The organism is Comamonas sp. 4034, assembly GCF_050434545.1.
In the GTDB taxonomy this organism is placed as follows: Bacteria; Pseudomonadota; Gammaproteobacteria; order Burkholderiales; family Burkholderiaceae_C; genus Comamonas; species Comamonas odontotermitis.
The window spans coordinates 1-20,498 of record NZ_JBNDIT010000028.1; the positions used below are offsets into that span (position 1 = coordinate 1).

A 20,498-nucleotide genomic window follows, 5' to 3' on the forward strand; every position below is an offset into this window, starting at 1 on the left:
GCACCCAGGGCAGGCGGGTAGGGGCCCGCTTTTCGGAATACAGATCTAGCCTGGGAGTAGCAATAATACTGTATATCCATACATATATTTATGCCGGTGCCTGTAGGTCTGCATACGGGTGAGCAATGGGACAAGTACCGGCACCGCCAGTCGGGTGTAGCAGGGTAATTGGCAATGTATTGATGGCGCTGGTTGAATGGTGGTCTATTGCACCGCGCGCAGCTTGCCGGGCTCTTTTGAGGCGTCAAACTGCACCCCGGCTTGTTCCAGAATCCAGGCCTCAATGCGCTCATGGTGTAGGCGTAGCAAATCAAGGGGTCGAACGGTGTAGTGTTTCTCTGCCGTGGCGCTGGGTTTGTGGCCTTGGATTTGGGCCACAATGCCTGCGGGCACTTCCAGCCACTCCGTCAAGCTCTTGAAGCTACGACGCAAGCCGTGCAGAGTTAGGTTGTCAAGACCTGCCACCTTGCAAGCCCGATCATGTGCGTGGTTGGGCTCGGTAATCGCAGCGCCCGTCTTACGGTCACTGGAAAACACATAAGCATTGCGGTGGGGCAATGCCATCAGCAGATGGTGTAAGTAGGGTGTAAGTGGAATGACGCGTTCACCCTCTACTTTGTCACGAATGGTCAGGCCACGCCATTTGGCGTTGATGTCCTCCCAGCGCATGGCCTGTATTTCGCCAGGGCGCGCACCGGTTAGCAAAATGGCCTGTAAGTAGCTGGACACCACTGGATTGCCGATGGCGCGCACTGCTTCAAACCACTCAGCAAGCTGTTCCTTCATCAGCGCATCTTGCTTCACCCCAGCCTTGCCCAATGCCTCTCGGGTCTTGCGGGTTTTGGCTGGATTGGAGCTAGGCACCACAGCGGCAAACTCTGGATGCTCGGCGCACCAAGATAGGAAGGCGCGCAATAGTCGCCATGCCAAGCGTGCGGTGGTGGGCCGCGATTGCCCCTCCTTGGCTGCCCAAGCTTCAATTGTTGGCGCTGTCAGTTCGCACAATGGCAGCGCCAGCAGCGCATACAAGGGGCCGTCACCCGTAACGCCTCTGCCCTTGGTGCCCCTCAATGATGGAGTACCACCGGCCCTTGCAAGGCGTATGTGGTCATTCAGGTGAAGAGCCCCCCAATGCTGGGTACGTTCTTGAATGTATATCTTCCAAACCTCACCCATGGTTACGGCTTGAACTCGGGCGGCTGCCTTGCGTTTTTGCGCTTGCGCTTGCTGGTGGCGCTCGATCTCCCTGGGGTCTTGCCCGCTATCAAGAGTCACCGCCAAGCGTCTAGCTTCGGCCCGGGCCTGTTCAATTGTCCAAGTCTTCACATCTCCGATAGTGCGGCGGATGGTTTGCCGATTCAGCTTCCCTTCAAAGACAAATGACTTCGCCCCGGTATTGGTAACACGAACCCGCAGACCTGGAACCTCACTGTCACGCAAAAACGCCTGTGCTTTGATGTCAGTGCGGCAGGTCAGCCGCTCAATGGCCCCAACTGTCAATGGTATGCGCTGAGTCAAGTCAAGCGGAGTGTCCTTCTTTGGGCGGGCCATAGTCTTTCCTTTTCCTGGCTACACGTAAGTTCTGTGTAGCCGCTGTGTAGCCAAACTCCCCGTATTCTAGCGAATATCAACCAACAGATTGCTGTATTTTTGATCAGTATATTCTCATAAATAATTGATTTTATTTGGTGTGACTATGCGGTCCTATCCAGTCAAATAGAATTTTTGTGGGACTCATAATCCTTTGGTCGACAGTTCAAGTCTGTCACGCCCTACCAGTGACCGCTATTTGGGAGAAGAACAAGGCTTGCCAGTGGCAGGCCTTTTGTTTTTTAGGGGCGGGAACTTGCATCGCTGCCCTGGCTCTGACCGGGGCCTTCGCTACTTTCCTTTTCTATGTATTCCCGCCGTTCTCTTCTGTTGTCTGGCAGCCTTAGTGCAGTCATGACCGGGCTGACGCCTTTGAGCGAGGCTTTGGCGCGCAGTGCGCCCGTGCCGGCGGGCAAAATGCCGGTGCTTTTCATTGGTCATGGCAGTCCGATGAATGCGGTCAGCAGCAATACCTTTACCCATACGCTCTCAAGCTGGGGCAGCAAGCTGGCAAAGCCGGCTGCCATTCTGGTGGTGTCTGCCCACTGGCTGACGCGCGGCGCCACGGAGCTCACTGTCAACGACAGGCCCCGCATCATTCATGATTTTTCGGGCTTTCCTGCTGCTTTGCAGGAGATGCAGTACCCGGCCCCAGGCCATCCGGCCATGGCTGCCGAAGCCGCTGCATTGGTGCGCGCGGGAAAGGCGCAACTGACGGACCAGTGGGGATTGGACCACGGCGCCTGGACGGTGCTGCACCATCTGTTTCCCCAGGCGGATGTGCCAGTGTTTCAGGTGTCAATCGACTACGACCAGCCCGCTGCGTACCACTACGCTGTGGGGCGTGAACTTGCAGCCTTGCGCGACAATGGGGTGCTGATCATTGGCAGTGGCAATATCGTGCACAACCTGCGGGCGACGGTGCGTGGTGCCCCTGAAGGTCTGATGGCGGCGCGCGACTGGGCGCAGCAGTTCGATGATGTCGTCAAGAAGGCTTTGCTGGCGCGCGATGACCAGGCACTGCTGAACTACCAGCAACTGCACGCTTCCGCCAGGATGGCTGTGCCTACGCCAGACCATTACTGGCCCTTGCTGTACGCGCTGGGTGCGGCGCAGGGCAGCGCTGCACCCATGCAGATGTACGAGGGGTTTCAGAGCGGCACGCTCAGCATGCGTTGTCTGCAGTTTGGTGCTTGAGAGGGAACAAGTCTTCTCGGATGCTATAGAAATGCAAAAAGCACTCGTCGCTGTTGCAGGCCGAGTGCTTTTTTGATTTCTGGCGGAAGCGGTGAGATTCGAACTCACGGATGGCTTTCACCATCGCCGGTTTTCAAGACCGGTGCATTCAACCACTCTGCCACGCTTCCCTGTCATTGCTGCGCGAGTGGGGCGCAGAAAACAGCTGGCATTGTATGCCAAATCAGCCTTGCTTCCAGGATTGGCGCTGGCAACTGCCTCCCGGGCTTCCCATCAGTGGCGGGTGGGCTCGGGGTCGTCCTTGAGACGACTGTGGGCCAGGGCGCCTGCGGATTCCAGAATAGGGTAAGCCACCGAGCACAGCAGGGAGTTGATGCGTTTCAGATCGCTGATGAGGTCGATGTGCAGCGAGCTGGTTTCGATGCTTTGCACGGTGTTGTGCGACAGGCGCTCCAGGTGTGACGCAGAGTAGGCCAGCTCCAGATCGCGAAAGCGCGCTTTTTCTTCCAGCAGTTTTTGCGCATCCCGCACATTGCCGGTCAGGAAAACGCTCATCGCCAGGCGCAGGTTGTCCAGCAGGTGGGCGTGCAGTTCGTTGATCTCTTCCATGCCCGCCTTGCTGAACTGGCGGCGCTTCTTGATTTTCTTGTTTTCCACATCGGTGAGCACGCGTTCGATGATGTCGCCGATCTGCTCCATGTTGATGGTGAAGTTGATGATTTCCGTCCAGCGCTGGCTCTCGCGTTCGTCCAGTTCGGCGCGCGAGATCTTGGTCATGTAGTACTTGATGGCGGAGTACAGTTCGTCGACGGTGTCGTCAAGCTTGCGCAGGTCTTGCGAGAGTTGCTGGTTGTCGGTCTGCACCACGTTGTGCAGGCCGATCAGCATGGATTCGACAACGTCCGCCTGGTGCAGGGCTTCGCGGGCTGCGCACGATATGGCAAGTGATGGTGTGGACAGCGCAGATGGGTCCAGATGGCGCGGGCGCTGCGGGCCACTCTTGGCGGCGTCTTCCTTGGGCAGCAGTTTGCGCATCCAGTCGCCGATGATGCCGGTGAACCAGATGAAACCCAGGCTGTTAAGGATGTTGAACGCCAGGTGGAACAGAACAGCCGAGCGTCCGGCGTCATTGATATAGGGCGCGGCATAGATTGTCCACAGGCCGGTGAACGGCGCGACGATGGCAATGCCCAGAATCTTGAAGATGAGGTTGCCCACGGTGACCTGGCGCACTTCAATGGACGATTTGGCAGTCTGCAGCACGGCCAGCACGCCGCTGCCCAGGTTGGCGCCCAGCACCAGGCCCAATGACATGTCGGCTGTGATGGCGCCCGAGGCGGCCATGGCAGCAATCAGGAGCACGATGGCCAGGCTGGAGTATGCGACGATGGCAAGAATGGCGCCCAGCAGCAATTCCATGAAGAAGTCGCTCTTGACGCTGACGAGCAAGGTGCGCACGGCTTCGGATGCCAACAATGGCTCTGTGGCCTCCACAATCAGGCGCAGCGCGAGCAGCATGAGGCCCAGGCCAATGAAGACACGCCCCACGCGGCCAGCGGTGGAATCCTGCTTGGAGATGAAAAGCACCACGCCCAGGAAGATGAGCAGCGGCGACAACCACGACAGATCGGTGGAGAACAGGACGGCCATCAGGGCCGTGCCCACGTCGGCTCCCCGCATCACGGCCAAGGCGGCGGTGAGCGGAATCATGCCCTGCCCCACGAAGGAGGCAGTCATCAGCGAGGTGGCGGTGCTCGATTGCACAAGTGCGGTCACCCCGATGCCCGAAAGCATGGCGGTGAAACGGTTGCTCATACTGCGCGCAAGCAGGTTGCGGAGGTTGGCGCCAAAGACGCGCAGCACCCCTGTGCGCACCATATGAGACCCCCAAACCAGCAGCGCAATGGCGGCAAGAAGATTGAGCAGGTGTTTCATAAGGCGAACCGAACACTATACCCCTGATAGCAGCAAATTGTTGTAGGGCGCATGCCATAGCGCCCATTTTTCTTTGTTTTTGACAATGGGCTGGTGGCCTGAGTGCCAGATCAACCGCTTCTCCCTGTTTTCACTGGCTTTGGAAGAGGGCTCTATGGGGGCTGCTTGACTTGCTGTGCGGCAGAAGTAAAAAACCGCCGTCGTTGTACGAGGGCGGTTTTGGGCGAGGTGCGATGCGGCTAGCTTTTCGGGCTAGGCCTGCTCGCCGCGCTTCATGCGCAGCAACTCGTCCAGAATCAGCAGGATGGCGCCAATGGTGATGGCGGTATCGGCCAGGTTGAAGGCGGGGAAATGGCTGCCCGCCCAGTGGAAATCGAGCATGTCCACCACATAGCCGTGGCGCATGCGGTCCACCACGTTGCCCACGGCGCCGCCCAGAATGCAGCTGAGCGACAGGCAGAACAGCGTTTTGTGGCTGTATTTGTACAGCTGCCATGCAATGACCACGCCCACTACGACGCCTATGCCGGTGAACAGCCAGCGTTGCCAGCCACCAGCGGTAGCCAGAAACGAGAAGGCTGCGCCGGGGTTGTGCGCGCGCACGATATTGAAGAAGCCGGTGATGGTGGTGTACTCGCCCAACTGGTAGTGGGACAGAATCCATTCCTTGGTCCACTGGTCCAGCCAGAACAGTACGGCGGCCAAGGCCAGCCATAGCGCGAAAGCGCGTTTTCCCGTCATCTGCTTGTTGCTCATGTCACTTTGGGTGCAATGGTTTTGATAGCTATCTGCGCTTGCTGTGTAATATTTTCAGTATCGATTTGGTACTGAAAATATTATCCGGCGGGCGCAAACAGCTCACTTTTTTACAGCAAGACGCTTATGCCTTGGTGCGTACTTCTCCACTGCCGTGCAGGTTGCTGTCGCAACGGCCGCACAGGCTCGGGTGCTCGGGGTTCGCTCCCACATCGGCGCGGTAGTGCCAGCAGCGCTCACACTTGGCATGCTCCGAAGGCGTGACGGTGACCGCCAGTTCGTCGCCTGCCACAGGCTGCGCGCCGGATGTGATGAAGACAAACTTCAGGTCATCGGCCAGCGTTTGCAGCAGCGCCAGGTCTTCATGCTGGGCTGCCACGGTGATCTCGGCCTGCAGCGATGCGCCTACCTTGCCTTCGCCACGCACGGTTTCGATATCTTTGTTGACCACGTCGCGGATCTCGCGGATGCGGGTCCACTTGGTGAGCAGCGCGTCATCGCCCTCGGGCAAGTCGGTGAATTTCTCCAGGAAGATGGTGTCGCTGTTGCCCACGATCTTCCAGGCTTCCTCGGCCGTGAACGACAGGAACGGCGCCATCCAGCGCAGCAGCGCCTGGGTGATCTGGTGCAACGCGGTCTGTGCCGAGCGACGGGCCAGGCTCTTGGGTGCCGTGGTGTAGAGGCGGTCCTTGAGCACATCCAGGTAGAAGCCGCCCAGGTCTTCGGAGCAGAACAGCTGCAGCTTGGTAACCACCGGATGGAATTCATAGACCTGGTAGTGGCCGATGATCTCCTTTTGCAACTGGGCTGCGCGCGCCAGGGCGTACTGGTCGATCTCCAGCATGTCCTTGTAGTCAACGCTTTCAGTCGCAGGATCGAAGTCGCTGGTGTTGGCCAGCAGGAAACGCAGCGTATTGCGGATGCGGCGGTAGGCGTCCACCACGCGTGCGAGGATCTTGTCGTCGATGCCCAGATCGCCCGAGTAATCGGTGGATGCCACCCACAGGCGGATGATCTCGGCGCCCATCTTGCTGCTCACATCCTGTGGCGCGACGGTGTTGCCCAGCGACTTGGACATTTTCTTGCCCTGGCCGTCCACGGTGAAGCCGTGTGTGAGCAGGCCACGGTAGGGCGCGCGGCCAAAGATGGCAGATGCCAGCAGCAGCGAGCTGTGGAACCAGCCACGGTGCTGGTCGTGGCCTTCGAGGTACAGATCCGCCTCGGGGCCCTGGTCATGGTGCATGTCGGCATGGGTGCCGCGCATCACGTGCCAGAAGGTGCTGCCCGAGTCGAACCACACCTCCAGGATGTCGGTGCTCTTGGTGTAGTTCTTTGCGTCCTCGGCGCCCAGGATTTCTTCGGCCGTGACACGGCTCCAGGCCTCGATGCCGCCTTTTTCAACCATGTCAGCTGCCTGATCGACGATCTCCATGGTGCGCGGGTGCAGGGCACCCGTGTCCACATGCAGGAAGAAGGGGATCGGCACGCCCCAGGAGCGCTGGCGCGAGATGCACCAGTCCGGGCGGCCAGCAATCATGGCACGCAGGCGTTCCTGCCCGTTCTCGGGGTAGAAGCTGGTGTGGTCGATGGCTTCGAGCGCGATCTGGCGCAGGGTCTTCTCGGGCTTCTGGGCCGGGTCGGTGAACACGCCTTCGCCTTCATCCATGCGGATGAACCACTGGGCGGCAGCGCGGTAGATCACCGGCGTCTTGTGGCGCCAGCAGTGCGGGTAGCTGTGCGTGATGGTCGTGGAGTCCAGCAGACGGCTTGCTACCTTGAGCGCATCGATGATGACGGGCACGGCCTTCCAGATGTGCTGGCCGCCGAACAGCGGCAGATCGGCTGCGTACACGCCATTGCCCTGCACGGGGTTCAGGATGTCCTTGTAGTCCATGCCGTTGCCCATGCAGGAGTTGAAGTCGTCCACGCCATAGGCTGGTGCCGAGTGGACGATACCGGTACCGTCGTCGGCGGTGGCGTATTCGGCCAGATAGACGGGCGAGATACGGTCAAAACCCTTGTCCACGTGTGCCAGTGGGTGCTTGAAGGGCATATGGTCCAGCTTTTCGCCCTTGGCGGTGGCCAGTACCTTGCCTTCGAGCTTCCAGCGTGCGAGGCATTTCTCGACCAGGGCGGACGCCACGATCAGCAGGCCGCGCTCGGTATCAACCAGGCTGTATTCCAGATCCGGGTTGACGTTGAGTGCCTGGTTGGCTGGAATCGTCCAGGCCGTCGTCGTCCAGATGACGATGAAGGCTTCCTTGTCGAGCTTGGAGAGGCCGAATGCTGCAGCCAGCTTGGCAGGCTCGGCAGCGGGGAACATCACATCCAGGGTCTGGCTCTGCTTGTCGGCGTACTCGATCTCGAATTCGGCGAGTGACGATGCGCAGTCGAAGCACCAGTACACGGGCTTGAGGCCGCGATAGACAAAGCCGCGCTCCATGACCTTTTTGAGCGCGCGCAGCTCCTGCGCCTCGTTGGCGTAGTTCATGGTCTTGTAGGGGTGGTCCCAGTCGCCCAGCACGCCCAGGCGCTTGAAGTCCACCATCTGCTGCTCGATCTGCTCGGTGGCGAAGGCACGGCTCCTGGCCTGCATTTCATCGCGCGGCAGGTTGCGGCCATGGAGCTTTTCGATGGCATTCTCGATCGGCAGGCCGTGGCAGTCCCAGCCCGGGACGTACAGTGCGTCGTAGCCTTCGAGCTGGCGGCTCTTGACGATCATGTCCTTGAGGATCTTGTTGACCGCATGACCGATGTGGAGCTTGCCGTTGGCGTAGGGAGGGCCGTCGTGCAGGATGAACATGGGTGCACCATGGCGGGCATCGCGCAGCTTCTTGTACAGACCCTTGTCTTCCCACTCCTTGACCCAGCCCGGCTCGCGCTTGGGCAGATCGCCGCGCATCGGGAAGGGGGTATCAGGCATGTTCAGGGTTGCACGGTACGCAGAGGCTTTTTCTGCATGGGGCGTTTTGTCGGACATAGAAACCTTCAAAGCAAAACACGGTCCTGATCCGGCGCAGAGCAAGGGGTGGGGCCGGTCAGGTTGAAATAGGTGAGCGCAGAAGTGAGGCAGGACGCGCGCGGGCACGCACTTTTACGATGACTTCTGCGCGGCGGGGCGCAGCAAGGTCGGCGTCAAATTCGGTCGCGCGTGGTCTGGCGACGCGTTTCGGCGTGCGTGGGGGTGCTGAAGTAGGCACGGGCGTCTGCGCAGTCTTTGGCAATGCCGACTGTGAGGGCATCGAGACTGTCGTACTTGAGCTCGTCGTGCAATTTGTGTAGGAGTTCCACTCGGATGATTTTACCGTAAGCTCCGTCCCCACCCAGTTCGGCGGGCCATTGCAAGCAATGGGTTTCCAGCAGCACGCGTCCGCCGTTCACATCATTGGGGTCGAGCGAAGGACGAATGCCAAGATTGGCCACACCGGGCAGCGGATGCTCGGACAGGCCGTGCACCAGCACCACAAAAATGCCGCTGGCAGCCGGCTTCCAGTGGTCAAAACGCAGGTTCAGCGTACGAAAACCGTCCCCGGCGCCCGCCTGGCTCTCGGCCAGCTGGCGGCCCAGCTTGCGCCCATGCACCACATGGCCGGAGATGGCGTACGGGTAACCCAGCAGTTTGGCGGCCCCTGCCATGTCGCCCAGCGACAGCGCCTGGCGCACCGCCGTGCTGGAGACGCGCAGGCCATCGGACTCGTAGCTGTTCATGCGCGCCACATCAAAGCCCTGCAGGCGACCTGCATTGACCAGCATGCCATAGTCGCCCGCGCGCTTGTGGCCAAAGCGGAAATCGTCGCCGACCAGCAGATAGCCGGTGCCCAGGCCCGCCAGCAGCACATCGTCAATGAAGGCCTGCGGCGCCTGCGCGGCCAGCCGTGCGTTGAAAGGCAGCACGATGGTCTGGTCGATACCGCATTGGGCGAGCTGATCGAGCTTGTCGCGCAGGGTGGAGATGCGGGCGGGCGCCATGTCAGGCTTGTTCAGCACCTGGGCAAAGTAGTCGCGCGGGTGGGGCTCGAAGGTGAGCGCGCAACTGGCAAGGCCCCGGCGCTGGGCTTCGCTGCGCAACAAGGCCAGCATGGCCTGGTGGCCACGATGCACGCCGTCGAAATTACCGATGGTGACGGCGCAATGGCGGGTGACCAGGGGGTGATCGAATCCTCGGAAGATTTTCATCGTTGCTTTAGTTTTTATAGCTGCTTGCGCGCATTGGCCGCGCGCTGGTGTCAAATTTCACAATAAAAGTGTATATTGACCATTATGGCTTGGAGCCCAGGCACCTGCATGGCATGCATGGTGGTGCCAGTGTCTTTGATGGCATGCGGGCTCTGCGGTATCTGGATCGATTCCCAATGTGCAGGAGGCCCATTGTGAAGGTGTTGAAGCTATCGGCAAGCGGCGTACCCCAATCCTGGATCACTTTGCAGGAGGCGGTGACGCATTACGCAGCAGACGATGTTCGCTGGGAGGCGGGCTCGCATGTAGCGTGTTTTCGCGGCGGACACAATGCGGTCACCGGCCTGCAGTCGCGTATCGAGGTGGCCAGCATCATCGGCACCCGGGGCAAGCCCAGCATCGATCCGTTTGCCATGCGCATGGCGCTCACCAACAGCAAGCTGTTCTGCCGGGATCGCCAGATCTGCGCCTACTGCGGCCAGTGGTTTGCCGAGGACCATCTGACGCGCGAGCATGTGATTCCCGTCTCGCAAAGAGGGCCCGACACCTGGATGAATGTGGTGACTGCATGTGCGTCATGTAATCATCGCAAGGCAGGGCGCACGCCCGAGCAGGCGCACATGCCGTTGTTGTATGCGCCCTACACGCCAAGCCTGTGGGAAGACTTCATCCTTCGCAACCGTCGCATTCTGGCGGATCAGATGGAATTTCTGATGGCGCATGTGCCCAAAAGCTCGCGTCTGGCAGCTTAGCCGCACTGTGTATCTGCCGATCAGATGAAAAAAAGCCTTGCAGACATGCAAGGCCTTTTGCGTGGAGCGCCGGAAGATCAGGCTTGCTTGGGCTTGAAAGCCGTCACCATGAAACCATCGACTGGCTGGCCTGCTTCCATGCGCAGCTCCAGGTCCTTGGTGTCTACACGCTCGAAACCGGCTGCCTTGGCAAGACGCACGGTGCTGGCCAGCGTGTGGGTATAGCGGCCAAACGGTTGCAACTGGCTGTCGGGGCCGGTCACGTCACCGTGCTCGCACGAGAAGATCAGCACGCCGCCGGGTGCCAGCACACGGTAGGCATCTGCCAGCGTCTGCTGCAGGTCTCCCACATAGATCAGCACATCCAAAGCGGTGATGGCTTCAAAGGTGTTGGCTGGCGTGGCCGCCAGTGCTTCGAGCAGGTTGACCTGGTGGAACTTGTAGTACACCTTGTGCTTGGCAGCTTCGGCCAGCATCTTGGATGACATGTCCACGCCCAGGATATAGCCATCGATGGGCCCCAGCACGGCACCCAGCAGGCCGGTGCCGCAACCCAGGTCCAGCAGGTTGAATCGGCGATCGGGAAAGAGCTCCAGCAGCTGGTTGGCTGCCAGCTTTGGCAGGCGGTAGCCCAGATCGCGCACCATATGCCTGTCGTAGGTGTCCGCCATGTCGTCAAACATGCGGGTGGTCAACTCCACGGGCACATGGGCGGGCACTTCGCCCTTGGCCAGTTGGTGGTAGTACTGGTAGACCTTGTCATCGGCCTTGAGTGCAAGCAGGGCTTCGGTGTCGGGCAAGGCATCCTGGATCGTGCCACGTGCCTGAAGCATTTCCACGCGGGCGATGCGAGCCAGGTGGTCGCCAGGTTGCTCGTTGATCAGCGGCTCAAAAACGGCCAGGGACTCGTCCCATTTGTGGATCTGTCCCAGATCAACGGCCAGATGGCGGCGCAAGGTGCGGTCGCCCGGCGTGAGTTCCAGCACTCGCTGCAGGTGACGAATCGCCATTTCGATATTGCCGACGCGGTGGGCAATGTCGATGACGCCGGCAATGACATGCGGGTTGTTGGGCTCCAGTGCAATGACTTTCTCTGCTGCTGCCATGGCTTCGTTGTCATGACCGTGGCGGGCAAAGAGCAGGGCTTGTTCCAGCAGGCCAGGGCCCCAGTCGGGCGCCATGGTGACGCAGCGCTGCATGGCATCGAATGCGCCATTCAGGTTGCCGGACTTCTCGGCCATCAATGCTGCCAACATGAAAAGACGTGCATCGCGCGGCGAACGCTGGCGGGCATCGTTCAGGGTTTGCGCGGCACCGGTGAGGTTGCCCACCGAAATCTGGTGGCGGGCAGTCTCAAGGTATTTGCGGATGGGATCGACAGGTGCTTTGGCGCTCATGAAGTGAATCCGGGATGGACCCATGTACATGCATGTACATGGCTGTAGGGAAATCAGTAAAGCTTTTGATTATCCGACATTTGGCCCGCGCCTGCGTTTGTGGATGTTGCCGCCTGCGATAATGCCGCCTCCATGAAAAACATCGTGATTCTCATCTCTGGCGGCGGCTCCAACATGGCAGCCATTGTGCGCACTGCGCAGCAGGAGCGCTGGAACACCCGGCTGGGCGCCAGGGTGGTTGCCGTGATGAGCAACAAGGCAGACGCTGGCGGGCTGGAATTTGCCCGCGATCACGGTATTGCGACCGCAGTTGTTGATCACAAGGCCTATGCCAGCCGTGAAGCGTTCGATGCTGCATTGATGGCGCAGATCGATCAGTACTCGCCAGCTTTGGTGGTGCTTGCGGGTTTCATGCGCATTCTTACGCCCGGCTTTGTCAACCATTTTGCCGGTCGCCTGGTCAATATCCATCCTTCTTTGCTGCCTGCATTCGCCGGGCTGCATACCCACCAGCGCGCGATTGATGCGGGCTGCAGGTTTGCTGGCGCTTCGGTGCACATGGTCACGGCTGATCTGGATGCAGGCCCGATCATCGAGCAGGGCCTGGTGCCCGTGCTACCGGGAGACACGGCTGCCACGCTGGCTGCCCGCGTGATCGTGCAGGAACACCAGATCTACCCGAAGGCCGTGCGCTCCCTGCTGGAGCGCATGTAGTAATTCAGTGCTCCTGCGGCGCAGGGGCGTAGACCGCAAAGCGGGGCTGGCGCAGGCCGTTCACCTCCACGGTTTCGTTGAACATGGCAGCTGGCCGCACCCACCACCCGTAGTCGCCATACAGGGCCTGATAGACGACCAGCCATTCCCTGGTCTCGCTGTGGCGTGCCACTTGCATGACCTGGTAGAGCTGTCCTTTGTAGTGGCGATACAACCCGGGCGAAATGCCTGGTGTGCGAGAGGGGCTTTGTTCCATAATCTGAGAATTGTTTGAGGCTATCGAGCCTCGCATTGAAAAAGAAGTGGCTCATCGTGCACTGCAGACGGTATTGTCTGCGGCCTCTGGCCTCGATAACAATTTTTGGAGGGTGGGTTGGAGCACATCGTATTTGTGCAGCGGGTGGATGCCTATGAGCAGGCCAGTGCGGAGCAGCCAGGGGCTTTCCGCAGGCAGATTCTTGGGTTGACATTGTTGGCTGCGGCATGGATCTGGGGCGGCTTGATTCTGGGGTTGGCATTGCTGGCCTGGGCCGTGTTGTCGTTTGTCGGTGATGGCTTCCAGGTACTGCAGATCTTTGGTTTCTTTGGCGGCCTGGCGCTGATGCTGAGCGTGCTGCGGCTGACCCGGTCGGACTGGGTGGAGCCAGACGGAATCCATGTACCGCAGCCCGAATGCCCGCGCGTATATGAAGCGCTGGAACGTATCCGCCAGAAGAATGGCGGCCCGCGCATCCATCACCTGGTGATCACCGAAGACTACAGTGCACGCATTGTGCAGCAGGTGCGGCTTGGCGGTTTGCTGCCGGAGCGCAACTACCTGCTGCTGGGCTTGCCCCTGGCCATGGCGATCGACCGCCCGCGTCTCATTGCGGTGCTGACGCAGGAATACGCACACCTGCGTCGCAACCAGGGCTGGCTCGGTGCCTGGGTGTACCGTGGCCGCCGCCGCATGCAGCGCTTGCGCGACCGCCTGGCCGATGCGCGCCAGATGACCCATCTGGGCTGGCTGAACGAGCGTTTCATGCGCTGGTACCTGCCGCGCTGGTGGGCCGCCAGCTTTGTGGTGGCCCGGCATGACGAACTGGTGGCGGACCGCCTGGCCGCCAGGTTGGTGAGCAAGCAGTTGATGGGCGACGCGCTGTCCGAGGTGGCTGTGCGCGGGCGCTGGCTGCGCGAGCGGTTCTGGACCATGCATTGGTCGCGCGCCCATGAGTTGCAGCAGGCCATCGGCCCTTTCAGCCTGATGGCCGGGGTGATGAACCACAGCATGGATGTGAACTGGGTGTACCAGGCCTGGAAGCAGGAGTACCAGGCGCTTGCGAGCTATGAGGACACGGCTCCCAGTCTGCGGGAGAGGCTGGACGCGCTGGATGTGCCGCCGGGCCTGACCCCCATGTCCAGCAGCAACTGCCTGGCATGGCTGGGCAAGCGCTCGGACCGCTGGATCGAACTGCTGGACGACCGTTGGTGTCTGCGGTTCGGTGCCGATTGGCAGGTGCATCGGCAAGTGCTGCAGCAAACCCATGCACGGGTGCAATCGCTGATGCCGCGCGAGCCCTATCTGCAGGCAGACAGTCTGGTGGAGCTGGGCTGGTACATGCAGGCAGGTGCATTCCGGGATGATCCACAGCCTTTCTACCAGCGGGCCCTGGAGCAGCAGGCTGATTGCAAGCGTGCCATCGGCGCGTTCGCAAGCTTGTACATCGGTATGGACCCGGAGGCGCAACTGCCATATCTGGCACAGGCTTTCGAAGTGCTGCCGGCCATGCGCGGCCAGTGGTGCAGCCTTGCGCGAGGCGTGCTGGATGTGCTGGAAGCCGACGAGCATTACGAAGCGCCGATCCGCCGCGCCAGGCTGGAGTGGGCGAAGCGCGAGGAACTTGCCCACCAGTTGCGCACGGGCCTGTCCGAGGAAGTGAAAGACCTGGGCCTGCTTTACCAGGCCAGGTCGTATGTCGAACTAAGCGAGCCGTTGTGGGAATCGGAGCTGGCGGTGATCCAGTTGCACCTGGCGGCAGCCAAACGGCTGCGCCGTGCATGGCTGCTGGCGCGGCCGCTGCAATCGATGCGTGGATCGCAGGCCTTGCTGCTGGTGCTGGACCGCCCAGGCGTCGGCTACCAGGAAGACCGTCTCTGGCATGCCCAGTTGCGCGGATATCTGGAGCGCGAGCTGTTGGTCACGCGTCTGATGCCGCTGTGGCTGGTCAGCCTGGAGGAGCTGGGCGACAAGGCGGGGCTGGTGCTTTCGGAAATCCCTGCTGCCTTGTTCTATGACCGCACCGTGGCATAGCGCAGTGCCGGGTAGCCGGTGGCGGTGCCCGGATACTGGCGCAATGGGACAATAGCGTCCATGCATCCCAAAGCCTTACTAGATGCCTGCGCCGAGCTGGTGGCGCAGGTCCTGACTTTTGAACACCCGGCAGATGCCGTGGTGTCGCGATATTTCCGAGACCACCGCAACCTGGGCCCGCGCGAGCGGGCCACCCTGGCCGAGACGGCCTATACGGTGTTGCGCAAGAAAACCCTGTTTGAGACGCTGGCCCGCTCGGGCAGCGGCGCGCGTGAGAGGCGCCTGGCAATCCTCGGGTTTGCCGGCCCGCGCAGCTTTGTTAAAAGCGCACTCAATCCGGCTGAAGTGAAATGGCTGGACGAATGTGACGCTATTACGCCTGACAGCCTGATGCCTCAGCACCGCCACAACCTGCCCGAATGGCTGGTGGAGCCGCTGAAGGCGCAGGTGGGCGACCAGTTCGAGCAACTGGCCGCCAGCATGCTGGAGATGGCGCCGCTCGACCTGCGCGCCAATGCGCTCAGCACCAAGCGCGCCGATCTGCAAAAGGAGTTGAAGGCCGCCGGTATTGCTGCAGAGCCCACGCCATATTCGCCCTGGGGCCTGCGCGTGGCTGACAAGCCAGCGCTCTCGCGCCTGGAGGCCTTTCAAAAGGGTCGGGTGGAGGTGCAGGACGAAGGCTCGCAACTGCTGGCATTGCTGCTCGACGCCAAGCGTGGCGAGATGGTGACCGACTTCTGCGCGGGCGCTGGCGGCAAGACGCTGGCCATTGGCGCCTCCATGCGCAGCACTGGGCGCCTGTATGCATTTGACGTGTCGGCCCACCGGCTGGAGGCGCTCAAGCCGCGCCTGGCCCGCTCGGGACTGTCGAACGTGCACCCTGCCGCCATTGCGCACGAGCGTGACGAACGCATCAAGCGCCTCGCAGGCAAAATGGACCGCGTTCTGGTAGATGCACCATGCTCAGGCCTTGGCACCCTGCGCCGCAACCCGGACCTCAAGTGGCGCCAAAGCCAGAAGGCCATCGACGAATTGACCGTCAAGCAGGCGGCCATCCTGGGCAGTGCTGCACGCATGGTCAAAAGCGGCGGGCGTCTGGTGTATGCCACCTGTAGCATCCTGCCTGCTGAAAACGAGGCCATTGCCGAGGCGTTTGCTGCTGCCCACCCCGATTTTGTGCCGCTGGATGCGGGTGAACTGCTCACCGGCCTGAAGGTGGAGAATGCCGCCAGCCTGTGCAGCGGCGGTGACACCGGCAGCCAGTACCTGCGTCTGTGGCCGCATCTGCACCAGACGGATGGCTTCTTTGCCGCAGTGTGGCAAAGAAAATAGTACTGAAAATGCCTTTCAGTGATTGATGAATAAGCGCTGAAAGCTATCAAAAGAGAAGTATTTCGGGCCACGCAATGTGGCCCGTTTCTTGGGGGCCCTCAGCGGCTCCACCCCACCCAACGCGCCAAGGCCAGCCATGCACCATGCCAGCCAGCGTAAGCGCGCTCGACCAAGTGCAATTGCACGGGTTCGGAGCCCTGTGCCTCGAGCCAGTGCCAGCCTGCATGGGCACCGTTGCAATACGGCGCATCGCCTGCGTCGAGCTTCAGTGCCGGGGACCAGGGGGAGCTGATCTGCAGGTGGCCGCCGGTACAAAGGAGGGTGCTGCCCGCTTCCAGGTGGCACAGCAGGCCCTGGCCAGGGGCAATCTGCAGGGGTGTGACCTGTTCGCCGCAAGTGTGAGGGGCAGTCCGGCCAAGCGTTTTGGAGAGCGTGTGTGGGTGGCTGAGGCGCATGGTGAAGCTTTCACTGTAGAGGCCTCTAGCGTAAAAAATCGTGCTGCAGCGCAACAGACACAGGTGACCACGCTGTGATGCGGAACAGGGCATTGGAGTTGCTGCTGTTCTGGTTCAAAATCGCGGCATCTGTATCTGTTCTGGTCGATTGAAAAGGCGGACGATACAGAGCTTGCGAGCCTGGAATCACCCCATGTCCCTGATAGACGAAAGCCTGCTGGCGCCCCCCGCGACCCATCGCCAAGTACCCGTGCTACCGGTGCTGGATGCATCGGATGCTGCCGATGACACCTTTTTGTATGAGCGCATTGCCGCGCACTTTGAGCAGGCCATTGCCCAGCAGACGCTGGGCGTGGGCGCGCGCATGCCCTCGGTGCGCGAGATCCGGCGCCTGCACCATGTCAGCCACAGCACGGCGCTGCAGGTGCTGCGCGTGCTGGAGTCGCGTGGCCTGATCGAGGCCAGGCCCCGCGTGGGCTACTTTGTCTGCGATACCGCCTTGCAGATGCCCGCCGCACGTGAGCCATTGCGCCTGGCGCCCATGCCCATGCAGGACAACCGTTTTGAAGGCATTGGCGCGCGCGCTGCCGAGTACCTGAACAAGGCGCGGCTTCGGGGCCCGTTGCTGGTCGATCTGGGCAGTGCCATGCCGGCGCCCGAGCTGTTCGATGCCAAGCTGCTGAATTACCATGCCATGGCCCTGTTGCGCGAGCAGCCACAGATACTGGTGCACGGCCCCTCTGCGCCGTTCACCCACCCGGAGTTTCAGGCTTCCATGGCGCGCTATGCACTCAGTTTTGGCGTGCGCGTGGCTCCGATGGATGTGGCCGCCACCTTTGGCAATTCGGAAGCGGTGAACCTCGCCCTGGATGCGTTGACCCAGCCTGGAGACATGGTGGCGATCGAATCGCCCGCTTTTTACGGCATCTTGCAGGCTGTGGAGGCCAAAAAGCTGCAAACTCTCGAAATTCCATCGAGCCCGCACACCGGCATGTCACTCGAAGCGCTGGAGCTCGCGCTGCGCACGCATCCGCAGCTCAAGGCTGTTGTCGTGGTGCCGCACCTGCAGATGCCGCAGGGCGCCACCATGCCCGACAGCCACAAGCAGCGCCTGGTGGCGCTCTGCCGTACCTATGGCGTGGCGCTGATCGAGGACGATATCTACCGCGAATTTGTCGAGACCGACGAAGTGTTGCGCCCCTGCAAGGCCTGGGATACCGACGGCACGGTGATCTATTGCTCATCGCTCTCCAAGAGCTATGCGCCGGGCCTGCGCCTGGGGTGGATGAACGCGGGCCGCTGGCAGGAGCGGGTGCAGATGATCAAGTTTGCCCGTTCGCGCAACCTACCGGTGTGGCCGCAACTGCTGGGTGCGCGCACGGTCGGCTCGCCCGCCTACATGCGCCATCTGGTGCGGCTGCGGCAGCAATTGCGTGTGCAGCGGCAGGCGGCCGCGCAGGCGGTGGCGCGGTATTTTCCCATCGGCACGCGCCTCAGCCTGCCAGCCGGGGGGCTTTCCATCTGGCTGGAGCTGCCCGAGCTGGTCTCGGCCAGCCGCCTGTATGACGAGGCTTTGGCAGTCGGCATCCGCATTGCGCCGGGCGATATGTTCAGCAACACTGGCCATTACGACCACTTTGTGCGGTTGAGCTGTGGCATGCCATTCACGCCGCAGGTGGAAGAGGGCTACCGCACCCTCGGGCGCATGATGCACGCCCAGCTGGGCATGCCGCCCAGGGCTTGATGGAGCATGGGCATAAAAAAACCGCCTGACTTGCGCCGGGCGGTTCTTTGATCAGCAAGGCCGAATTACTTCAGCTTCACTTCCTTGTACTCGACGTGCTTGCGAGCCTTGGGATCGAACTTGGTGATTGCCATCTTTTCAGGCATCGTCTTCTTGTTCTTGGTGGTCGTGTAGAAGTGACCGGTGCCTGCAGTCGATTGCAGCTTGATTTTTTCGCGTCCGCCTTTGGAAGCCATGGTGTATCTCCTTAAGCTTGACCACGTGCGCGCAGGTCTGCGAGCACAGAATCAATACCGTTCTTGTCGATCAGACGCAGGGCAGCGCTGGAAACACGCAGGCGCACCCAGCGGTTTTCCGATTCCACCCAGAAACGGCGATATTGCAGGTTCGGCAGGAACCGGCGCTTGGTTTTGTTGTTGGCGTGGGAAACGTTGTTTCCCACCATGGGCTTCTTGCCCGTTACTTCGCAAACGCGTGCCATCAGGACACTCCGAAAGTTTTAACAGCTGCGCGCCCTGGCTGCGTCGCAAAGAGCAGCTCGGCTTGCAGCCTCACCTCGCCAATCAAAGGGTGGCGGTAGCCCATGTTCACTGCAAGCTGGCAGGCCAGTCGGCAGTAGTTTCCTGTTCACGCGCCGTGGATTGCGAAAGAGATGCAAAAGGCGGCAAGCAGCAAAGCCAAGCATTATAACGCGATTGCCAAAAATAGGCCAGCTTGCGTTGTGTGGGGTTTTGTGGCCGCCGCTCCGTTGCTCTGCGGCCTCTCCGCAGCGCGCGCTATTTTTGTTTGTTCCTGCTTATTCCTGTTCCAGAAAACGCTGCGCATCCAGCGCGGCCATGCAGCCCGTGCCTGCGCTGGTGATAGCCTGGCGGTAGACATGGTCCTGCACGTCGCCTGCGGCAAAGATGCCGGGTACGCTGGTTTGCGTGGCAAAGCCGCCACGGCCCATCTGCGTGACGAGGTAACCGTTTTCCATTTCCAGCTGGCCCTGGAAGATGTCCGTATTGGGGTGGTGGCCGATGGCAATGAAGCAGCCCTGCAGCTGGATGTCTTCGGTATGGCCGTCCTGCGTGCTCTTGATGCGGATGCCGTTCACGCCCGATGCGTCGCCCAGCACTTCATCCAGCGTGAAATGGGTCTTGAGCTCAATCTTGCCTTCCTTGACCTTTTCCATCAGCTTGTCCACCAGAATGGGCTCGGCCTTGAATTTGTCGCGACGGTGCACCAGGGTCACCTTGCTGGCAATGTTGGACAGGTACAGCGCCTCTTCCACGGCGGTGTTGCCGCCGCCGATCACGCAGACGGGCTGCTCACGGTAGAAGAAACCGTCGCAGGTGGCGCAGGCCGAAACGCCGCGGCCCATGAAGGCCTCTTCCGAAGGCAGGCCGAGGTACTTGGCCGAGGCGCCAGTGGCGATGATCAGGCTGTCGCAGGTATAGGTGCCGCTGTCACCGGTCAGGGTGAAGGGACGCTTGCTGAAATCGACCTTGTTGATGTGGTCGAAAATGATCTGTGTCTTGAAGCGCTCTGCGTGCTCCAGAAAGCGCTGCATCAGCTCCGGGCCCTGCACGCCCATCACATCGGCTGGCCAGTTGTCCACTTCGGTCGTGGTGGTCAGTTGGCCGCCTTGGGCCATGCCGGTGATCAGCACCGGGTCGAGGTTGGCGCGGGCGGCGTAGATGGCAGCGGTGTAGCCGGCAGGGCCCGAGCCCAGAATCAGCACCTTGGCGTGTTGGTTGACGGAAGACATGGAACTCCTATCGCATTCGTGGGGCGGGCGCTGCGCACCCACCAGTCAAAAAGGCAGCGCCGACCGGGCAAGCACAGTCGGCGGTAACACCCAAGAGTATCGAACACAACGGCCTGCCCGTGGATGGTTTGTATCAATGTCCTTGATCGCCACAAGCCATCTTGAGCGGAGATTCTCAATTTGGTGCGCTGCAGCAAATGACAACAATCGTCCAATGCAGATTGGCCGGACATGGCTGTTTTGAGGCGTGTCAAGTTGCTGGCGCAATTACAAAGTGTTTCTTGAGCGGAATGAGTGCTTCTGTTTTCATAGCTTGCAGCGCTTATATGCTGCGCAAAGTACGGAGTTTTTATTAGAAATTGCCTTGGGGAAGCGGGAAAAAGGCATCCGCAGGCAAGCGCTTGCTCTGT

At 60.8% G+C, this 20,498-nt stretch carries 17 protein-coding genes and 1 tRNA gene; 6 read left to right on the forward strand and 12 right to left on the reverse strand.

Annotation, left to right across the window (positions count from 1 at the left end; genetic code table 11):
- Nucleotides 1-204: 204 nt before the first annotated feature.
- On the reverse strand, nucleotides 205-1,551 hold the full coding sequence (locus ABIE32_RS20250; RefSeq protein WP_429018851.1) for a tyrosine-type recombinase/integrase: 1,347 nt from the start codon (nucleotides 1,549-1,551) through the stop codon (nucleotides 205-207).
- Between the two features lie 393 nt (nucleotides 1,552-1,944).
- On the opposite strand from ABIE32_RS20250, the gene ygiD reads away from it, so the two are divergent.
- Nucleotides 1,945-2,787, forward strand: coding sequence for a 4,5-DOPA dioxygenase extradiol (gene ygiD, locus ABIE32_RS20255; protein WP_429018853.1), 843 nt, complete (start codon nucleotides 1,945-1,947; stop codon nucleotides 2,785-2,787).
- A gap of 80 nt (nucleotides 2,788-2,867) precedes the next feature.
- On the opposite strand, the gene ABIE32_RS20260 is transcribed toward ygiD, so the two are convergent.
- The 5 genes from ABIE32_RS20260 to ABIE32_RS20280 form a co-directional block, all read right to left on the reverse strand.
- Nucleotides 2,868-2,957, reverse strand: a tRNA-Ser gene (locus ABIE32_RS20260).
- Between the two features lie 103 nt (nucleotides 2,958-3,060).
- On the reverse strand, nucleotides 3,061-4,722 hold the full coding sequence (locus tag ABIE32_RS20265; RefSeq protein WP_224150097.1) for a Na/Pi cotransporter family protein: 1,662 nt from the start codon (nucleotides 4,720-4,722) through the stop codon (nucleotides 3,061-3,063).
- A 252-nt stretch (nucleotides 4,723-4,974) separates the two neighbouring features.
- Nucleotides 4,975-5,478, reverse strand: a complete 504-nt coding sequence (lspA, locus tag ABIE32_RS20270; protein ID WP_224150096.1) for a signal peptidase II — start codon at nucleotides 5,476-5,478, stop codon at nucleotides 4,975-4,977.
- Between the two features lie 124 nt (nucleotides 5,479-5,602).
- On the reverse strand, nucleotides 5,603-8,458 hold the full coding sequence (ileS, locus tag ABIE32_RS20275) for an isoleucine--tRNA ligase (RefSeq protein ID WP_429018857.1): 2,856 nt from the start codon (nucleotides 8,456-8,458) through the stop codon (nucleotides 5,603-5,605).
- 155 nt (nucleotides 8,459-8,613) lie between these two features.
- Nucleotides 8,614-9,654 (reverse strand): bifunctional riboflavin kinase/FAD synthetase, encoded by a 1,041-nt coding sequence (locus ABIE32_RS20280; protein WP_429018859.1) that lies wholly within the window; start codon nucleotides 9,652-9,654, stop codon nucleotides 8,614-8,616.
- A 194-nt stretch (nucleotides 9,655-9,848) separates the two neighbouring features.
- Between ABIE32_RS20280 and ABIE32_RS20285 the strand changes: the two genes are divergently transcribed.
- Nucleotides 9,849-10,406, forward strand: a complete 558-nt coding sequence (locus tag ABIE32_RS20285) for an HNH endonuclease (RefSeq protein ID WP_184709535.1) — start codon at nucleotides 9,849-9,851, stop codon at nucleotides 10,404-10,406.
- Between the two features lie 77 nt (nucleotides 10,407-10,483).
- Here the strand turns inward: ABIE32_RS20285 and ABIE32_RS20290 are convergent, their stop codons facing one another.
- Nucleotides 10,484-11,803 (reverse strand): methyltransferase, encoded by a 1,320-nt coding sequence (locus ABIE32_RS20290; RefSeq protein WP_429018861.1) that lies wholly within the window; start codon nucleotides 11,801-11,803, stop codon nucleotides 10,484-10,486.
- 132 nt (nucleotides 11,804-11,935) lie between these two features.
- Between ABIE32_RS20290 and purN the strand changes: the two genes are divergently transcribed.
- Nucleotides 11,936-12,517 (forward strand): phosphoribosylglycinamide formyltransferase, encoded by a 582-nt coding sequence (gene purN / locus ABIE32_RS20295; protein ID WP_429018863.1) that lies wholly within the window; start codon nucleotides 11,936-11,938, stop codon nucleotides 12,515-12,517.
- A 4-nt stretch (nucleotides 12,518-12,521) separates the two neighbouring features.
- Here purN and ABIE32_RS20300 read toward each other — a convergent pair whose 3' ends face one another.
- Nucleotides 12,522-12,773, reverse strand: a complete 252-nt coding sequence (locus ABIE32_RS20300; protein ID WP_429018866.1) for a DUF1653 domain-containing protein — start codon at nucleotides 12,771-12,773, stop codon at nucleotides 12,522-12,524.
- A 117-nt stretch (nucleotides 12,774-12,890) separates the two neighbouring features.
- Here ABIE32_RS20300 and ABIE32_RS20305 point away from each other — a divergent pair, with 117 nt between their 5' ends.
- Together ABIE32_RS20305 and ABIE32_RS20310 are read left to right on the forward strand one after the other, a co-directional pair.
- The gene (locus ABIE32_RS20305) at nucleotides 12,891-14,807 is read left to right on the forward strand and encodes a M48 family metallopeptidase (RefSeq protein WP_429018868.1); all 1,917 of its coding nucleotides are present in this window, start codon (nucleotides 12,891-12,893) and stop codon (nucleotides 14,805-14,807) included.
- 60 nt (nucleotides 14,808-14,867) lie between these two features.
- Nucleotides 14,868-16,139: an RsmB/NOP family class I SAM-dependent RNA methyltransferase gene (locus ABIE32_RS20310; RefSeq protein ID WP_429018871.1), complete on the forward strand. Its 1,272-nt coding sequence runs from the start codon at nucleotides 14,868-14,870 to the stop codon at nucleotides 16,137-16,139.
- Nucleotides 16,140-16,237: 98 nt separating this feature from the next.
- Here ABIE32_RS20310 and ABIE32_RS20315 read toward each other — a convergent pair whose 3' ends face one another.
- The gene (locus tag ABIE32_RS20315) at nucleotides 16,238-16,594 is read right to left on the reverse strand and encodes a hypothetical protein (protein ID WP_429018874.1); all 357 of its coding nucleotides are present in this window, start codon (nucleotides 16,592-16,594) and stop codon (nucleotides 16,238-16,240) included.
- Between the two features lie 193 nt (nucleotides 16,595-16,787).
- Here ABIE32_RS20315 and ABIE32_RS20320 point away from each other — a divergent pair, with 193 nt between their 5' ends.
- A complete protein-coding gene (locus ABIE32_RS20320; RefSeq protein WP_429018877.1) occupies nucleotides 16,788-18,338 on the forward strand; it encodes a PLP-dependent aminotransferase family protein in 1,551 nt (516 codons plus the stop codon).
- A gap of 65 nt (nucleotides 18,339-18,403) precedes the next feature.
- On the opposite strand, the gene rpmG is transcribed toward ABIE32_RS20320, so the two are convergent.
- The 3 genes from rpmG to trxB form a co-directional block, all read right to left on the reverse strand.
- Nucleotides 18,404-18,574 (reverse strand): 50S ribosomal protein L33, encoded by a 171-nt coding sequence (gene rpmG / locus ABIE32_RS20325; protein WP_184709551.1) that lies wholly within the window; start codon nucleotides 18,572-18,574, stop codon nucleotides 18,404-18,406.
- Nucleotides 18,575-18,585: 11 nt separating this feature from the next.
- Nucleotides 18,586-18,819 carry a 50S ribosomal protein L28 gene (rpmB, locus tag ABIE32_RS20330; protein WP_012207163.1) on the reverse strand — a complete coding sequence of 78 codons (234 nt, stop codon included), beginning with the start codon at nucleotides 18,817-18,819 and terminating at the stop codon, nucleotides 18,586-18,588.
- Between the two features lie 315 nt (nucleotides 18,820-19,134).
- Nucleotides 19,135-20,088, reverse strand: coding sequence for a thioredoxin-disulfide reductase (gene trxB / locus ABIE32_RS20335; RefSeq protein ID WP_224150086.1), 954 nt, complete (start codon nucleotides 20,086-20,088; stop codon nucleotides 19,135-19,137).
- Nucleotides 20,089-20,498: the final 410 nt, after the last annotated feature.